The 4,912-nt window shown below is 69.8% G+C and carries 1 protein-coding gene and 1 pseudogene; one reads left to right on the top strand and one right to left on the bottom strand.

What is annotated here, in order from left to right; all coding sequences use genetic code 11:
* Positions 1-153: 153 nt before the first annotated feature.
* Positions 154-3,591 (bottom strand): phosphocholine-specific phospholipase C, encoded by a 3,438-nt coding sequence (locus tag ACWD6R_RS39785; protein ID WP_451823223.1) that lies wholly within the window; start codon positions 3,589-3,591, stop codon positions 154-156.
* 183 nt (positions 3,592-3,774) lie between these two features.
* On the opposite strand from ACWD6R_RS39785, the pseudogene ACWD6R_RS39780 reads away from it, so the two are divergent.
* Positions 3,775-4,515: pseudogene (locus ACWD6R_RS39780) on the top strand (IS6 family transposase); the annotation flags it as partial.
* Positions 4,516-4,912: the final 397 nt, after the last annotated feature.

The following is a 4,912-nucleotide window of genomic DNA, read 5'->3' as shown; positions in this document are numbered from 1 at the left end:
ATGCTTCTCTGCTGCCCAGCCCCGCGCTGCCAGATCAGGCCCCCATCACCCACACGAGCACCCCACGACGATCAACGAAAACGTCGAAAGTCGAGGGCTCCGCGCGGGGACAATTATGCGTCCCCGCGCGGGGTTGGTCAGGTTGCCGGCCGGTCAGGCGTCGGCGATCGGGCTGGTGCCCAGGCGGACGTTGTCGATCGACCAGTACCAGTTGTTGCCCGCGTTGAAGATCCGGAAGTTGACCTTCGCTGAAGTGGCCCCTGCCGGGACGGGGCAGGAGAGCCGGACGAGCCGGTTCTCCTGGTCCTTGCCCTGGTTGGTGTTCCCGGAGGTGGCGCTGCTGTAGTGCAGCAGCTGGACCTTGGCGCCGGTGTCGAACTCGATGGTGACCTCGGCCTCCTGCGGGCTCTCCTGCCGGTAGTGGGAGTCGAAGCCCAGGTGGAGGGTGGAGGTGCCCGACGGGATGGTCACCGCCGGGGTGGTCAGGGTCGAGTCGAACCGGCCCCGCCCGGACGGGCTGCCCGTGTCGTCCCAGTCGTCGGGGTCGGCGACGGCGACGACGCCGAGGGCCCGGCTGAAGTTGGGGCGGTTTTGCCCGCCGGGGAACCAGAACTGCTTGGACAGGAAGGTCCAGCCCTGCAGCTCCCGGGTGCCCTGTGGCATGGCCAGCGCGTTGGTGACCGTCCAGCCCGCGGGGGTGGTCCGGGTCCAGCCGAGCAGGCCGGGCCGGCTGAGATCGGCCGCCGGGGCGAGCGCGGGGGCGACGGACTCGAAGTCCTCCGCGAGCAGGTAGTCGGTCATGACCGGTCCGGTCTTGGCGGACAGGGACGCGGCCGCCTCCATGGCGCCGCCGCGCAGCTTCGCCGTGACGGTCGCCTTGAGGCTGCCGGAGGCGCGCGCTGCCGAGACGGGCACGACGACGTCCCACTCCAGGCGCGCGGACGAGCGGGCCGGAACGGACGCCGGCACGTCGCCCTTGGGGGTGGCGGTCCAGCCCTCCGGAAGGGCCAGCGTGGCGGCCAGGTCGGTGAGGGGGGTGCCGCCGGCGTTGGTGACGGTGGCGGTCACGGTGACCGGCCTGCCCGGCGAGAGCACGGTGCCGTCAGTCCCGGGCGAGCTCGCCGGGCCGGTCAGCGTGACGCCCATCGCGGGGGCGACCTTGGTGTGGACGCGCGCGTCGGCGTGCCTGAGCAGACCGTTGCCGTCAGCGTACGCGGCGACGACCAGTCGGCCGGCGGTGGCGTTCTGAGCCGGTGTGACGGTGAAGTGCACATCGGCCGAGTCCCCGGCGCCGAGCACCGTCGGCGCCGCACCGGCCCGTTCGACCGTCCAGCCGGAGGGGGCGAGCAGGGCGAGCGAGAGCCCGTCGAGCCGGGCGCTGCCCTGGTTCCGTACGGTGACGACGACATCGGTCGGGTTGCTCTGCGCGAACGGCGTGTCCAGGGACGGCAGCGACCCGGGCAGGCCGATCGTTGCGGCCAGCGCCGGAGCCGTACCGGTCGCCGGGTCGGTGACGCCGGGCTTGCCGTCGGCCAGGTGGCCGGTCATGCGGCGCAGGAACGCCGGGTCGTCCTGGTCGACGACCACGACGTCGTACCAGCCGTGGTCCGGGAGGTGGATCGGCACGGTCTGGGTCTTGCCGGGCGCGAGGGTGACGGTCTGGACATGGTCACCGGCGTTGTGCGGGTAGACCGACTCTCCGACCAGGAGCGTGCGGGTGGCGGTGGAGGGGTTGGAGCACAGGACCTTCACCTGGCCGGGGACGGCCTGCTCGACGAGGTACGCCTCGGCGCCCACGCCGCTGCCGCGCAGCTCCCAGACGGACCAGCCGGGGCCGCGGACCTGCAGGTCGTAGCCGTCGGCGCCGTACCCGACCGTGTTGTCGGCGGTCCCGCCCGCGGAGACGGTCCACGCGCGCGGGGCGGTGCCGTCACCGGGGTAGGCGGTGAACGTGGCGGCGGTGGTGCCCGCGTTGCCGAGCCGGAGGCGGACGTCGGAGCCAGTGACGTCGGCCCGCAGGGACAGCCGGTACGGGGAGGGGCGCGTCGGGCGGGTGCCGGCCTCCTGCTCCGGGAGCGACTGGTTCTTCGGCGGTACGGGGTTCCAGCGGCCGACCCGCGCCGGCACCGGGCCGGGCTGTTCCACCTTGGGCTGCGCGTATCCGCGGTTGAAGTCGAAGGCGGAGGTCAGGTCGCCGAACACGCTGCGGCGCCAGGCGCTGATGTTGGGCTCCTGGACGCCGGTCCACTTCTCCAGGAACCGGATGACCGAGGTGTGGTCGAACGCCTCCGAGCAGACGAAACCGCCCACCGTCCACGGCGACACGATCGTCATCGGCACGCGCGGACCGGGGCCGACCGGTTTGCCGTTGAACCAGTCGTCGCTGTTGCCGGAGTCGGGCCGGGGCGCGACCGGGGCGGGCACGTGGTCGAAGTAGCCGTCGTTCTCGTCGAAGTTGATGAACACAGCCGTCTTCGACCAGGCCTTCGGGTCGCTCGCGATGGCGTCGAGGAGGTCGTAGATGAGGTTGGCACTGCCGACCGGGGTGGAGGAGCTGGGGTGCTCGGAGAGCGCCGCCGTCGGAACCAGCCAACTGACCTTCGGCAGCGTGCCGTTCTTGATGTCGGACTTGATCCGCTGGACGAGGGTGTCCGGCTCGGAGCGGTAGGCGCCCCGCATGAACAGCCGGCGCTCCGTCTCGGTCAGCGAGTCGACGCCCTGCTGGAACTGGGCCAGCGCGGCCTTCCGCTGGTCCGTGGTCTTGCTCCACAGGCCGTCGTAGAACTGCTCGGTGGTGGAGTACTGGCCGCTGACCTTGGAAAGGATCTTCCGGCCGATCTCCTTCCAGGGCCGGAAGTACTCCACCGCGTTGTCGGTGAAGTTGTCCCACTCCTGGTAGATCTGCCAGGAGACGCCGGCGGCCTCCAGGCGCTCAGGGTACGTCGTCCAGTCGTAACCCGCGTGGGTGTAGGAGTACGCGGCGTTGGTGACAGCCCGGTTGACGCCGCCCGGCTCGTAGCCGGTCGTGCCTGTCCACAGGTAGTTGCGGTTGGGGTTGGTCGAGCCGTAGACCGAGCAGAAGTAGGCGTCGCAGATGCTGAAACGGTCGGCCAGTTCGTACTGGAGGGGGATGTCGCGCCGGTCGTAGAAGGCCATGGTGCTCTGGCCCTTGGCCGCGACCCAGTCGTTCCACCAGCCGTTCGCCCGGGCCTGGATGCCGTCGGAGAAGCCGTGCGCGAGTGAACCGAGGTACTGGATGTCGCTCTCGGGGCGGCCGGCGTCGACCGCCGCCTGCCGGGCCGAGAACGGCAGAACCTCGCCACCGCCGGACCGCGGCTGCTCGAAGGCGGTGGCCCCGGTGGGCAAACGCAGCGGCGTACGGTCGCCGAAGCCGCGCACGCCCTTGAGGGTGCCGTAGTAATTGTCGAAAGAACGGTTCTCCTGCATCAGAATGATCACGTGTTCAATCGCATCCATACCACCGGGAGGCAGCGGCGCGGCCATCGCCTGAAGCAGTGACGGGGGCAGGAAAGAAAGTGCGGTGCCACCGGCGAGGGCGCCGAGAAGTTTGCGACGGGCGAGACTAGACATGGAGTGGAGGCTAGGTCGCTCCGGTACTACGACGTAACCCTGAGTGGCGGAGCTTCGCCAACTGTTCGCTCAGCGACATCAAACGTTCCGCCCGCCTTTGCATGGCCAGGCGGTGATCCACGCCTCGATTACGGGCACCGGCAGCGCGCCGTAGGGCACTGTCACGTTGGCTGACGGTGTGGGATGGTCTTCGGGTTGATCGTGCCGTGTCGGGGGTTGCTGGTGTCGTCCGTACCGCTGTCGTACAAAGGGCACCGGTACCCGGTGGAGATCATCTCCCACTGCGTGTGGCTGTACTTCCGCTTCCCGCTCAGCTTCCGCGAGGTCGAGGAGCTGATGCTCGAGCGCGGTGTCATCGTGTCCTACGAGACGATCCGTCGGTGGTGCCTGAAGTTCGGGCAGTCCTACGCCAACGCGCTGCGCCGCCGACGTCCCCGCCCCGGCGACAAGTGGCACCTCGACGAGGTCTTCATCACGATCAACGGCAAGCAGAAGTACCTCTGGCGCGCGGTCGACCAGGACGGCAACGTGCTGGACATCCTCGTCCAGAACCGGCGCAACAAGGCCGCGGCCAGGCGCTTCTTCCGTCGGCTCCTCAAAGGAATCGGGGCCGTACCGAGGGTGATCGTCACGGACAAGCTCCGTTCCTACGGGGCGGCCCACCGCGAGGTGATGCCCTCGGTCGAGCATCGCTCCCACAAAGGCCTGAACAACCGGGCCGAGAACTCCCACCAGCCAACGCGGCAGCGCGAACGCGCCATGAAAGGCTTCCGCAGCGTCGGAGGAGCCCAGAGATTCCTGTCCGCGTTCAGCGGCATCTCACCCCACTTCCGGCCACGCCGGCACCGGATGACCGCCCCCGACCACCGCACCGAGATGATCATCCGCTTCGCCGTCTGGGACCAGATCACCGGCACCGCCGCACCGTCGTCGAGGTCGACGCCGAGGAGGTCGCGGCCTCCCTCACCTACGCGAAGGCGGCCGTCACCAAGGTCACCCGCAGTGCCGGCGGCGCCCCGCCCCGCCAGGGACAGGCCCCTGCTGCGGAGTCCCGCCCCGCCGGGCAGGCGCAGGCTCCCGCCGGTGGCGAGCCGCACCCGTTCTGAGTCCAGCGGCACCTGGAACGGTCTGCGGCCGTTGACCAGATCATGAGCAGGAGAAGATCACGGCGGCACCGCCGCCCCGCCCCCGTCGCTGAGGTGGTCCCCGTGCAGCAGCCGTTTTCGGGCTCCCCTGTCGCTTCCGTGGGTCGCTGACCTGGTCTGATATGCAGAACACGCCGTACCCCGGCTACGTTTCGACTTGCGACGGTACGAAACGG

The organism is Streptomyces sp. NPDC005151 (genome assembly GCF_053599875.1).
This window is presented reverse-complemented; position numbering and strand designations above follow the sequence as displayed.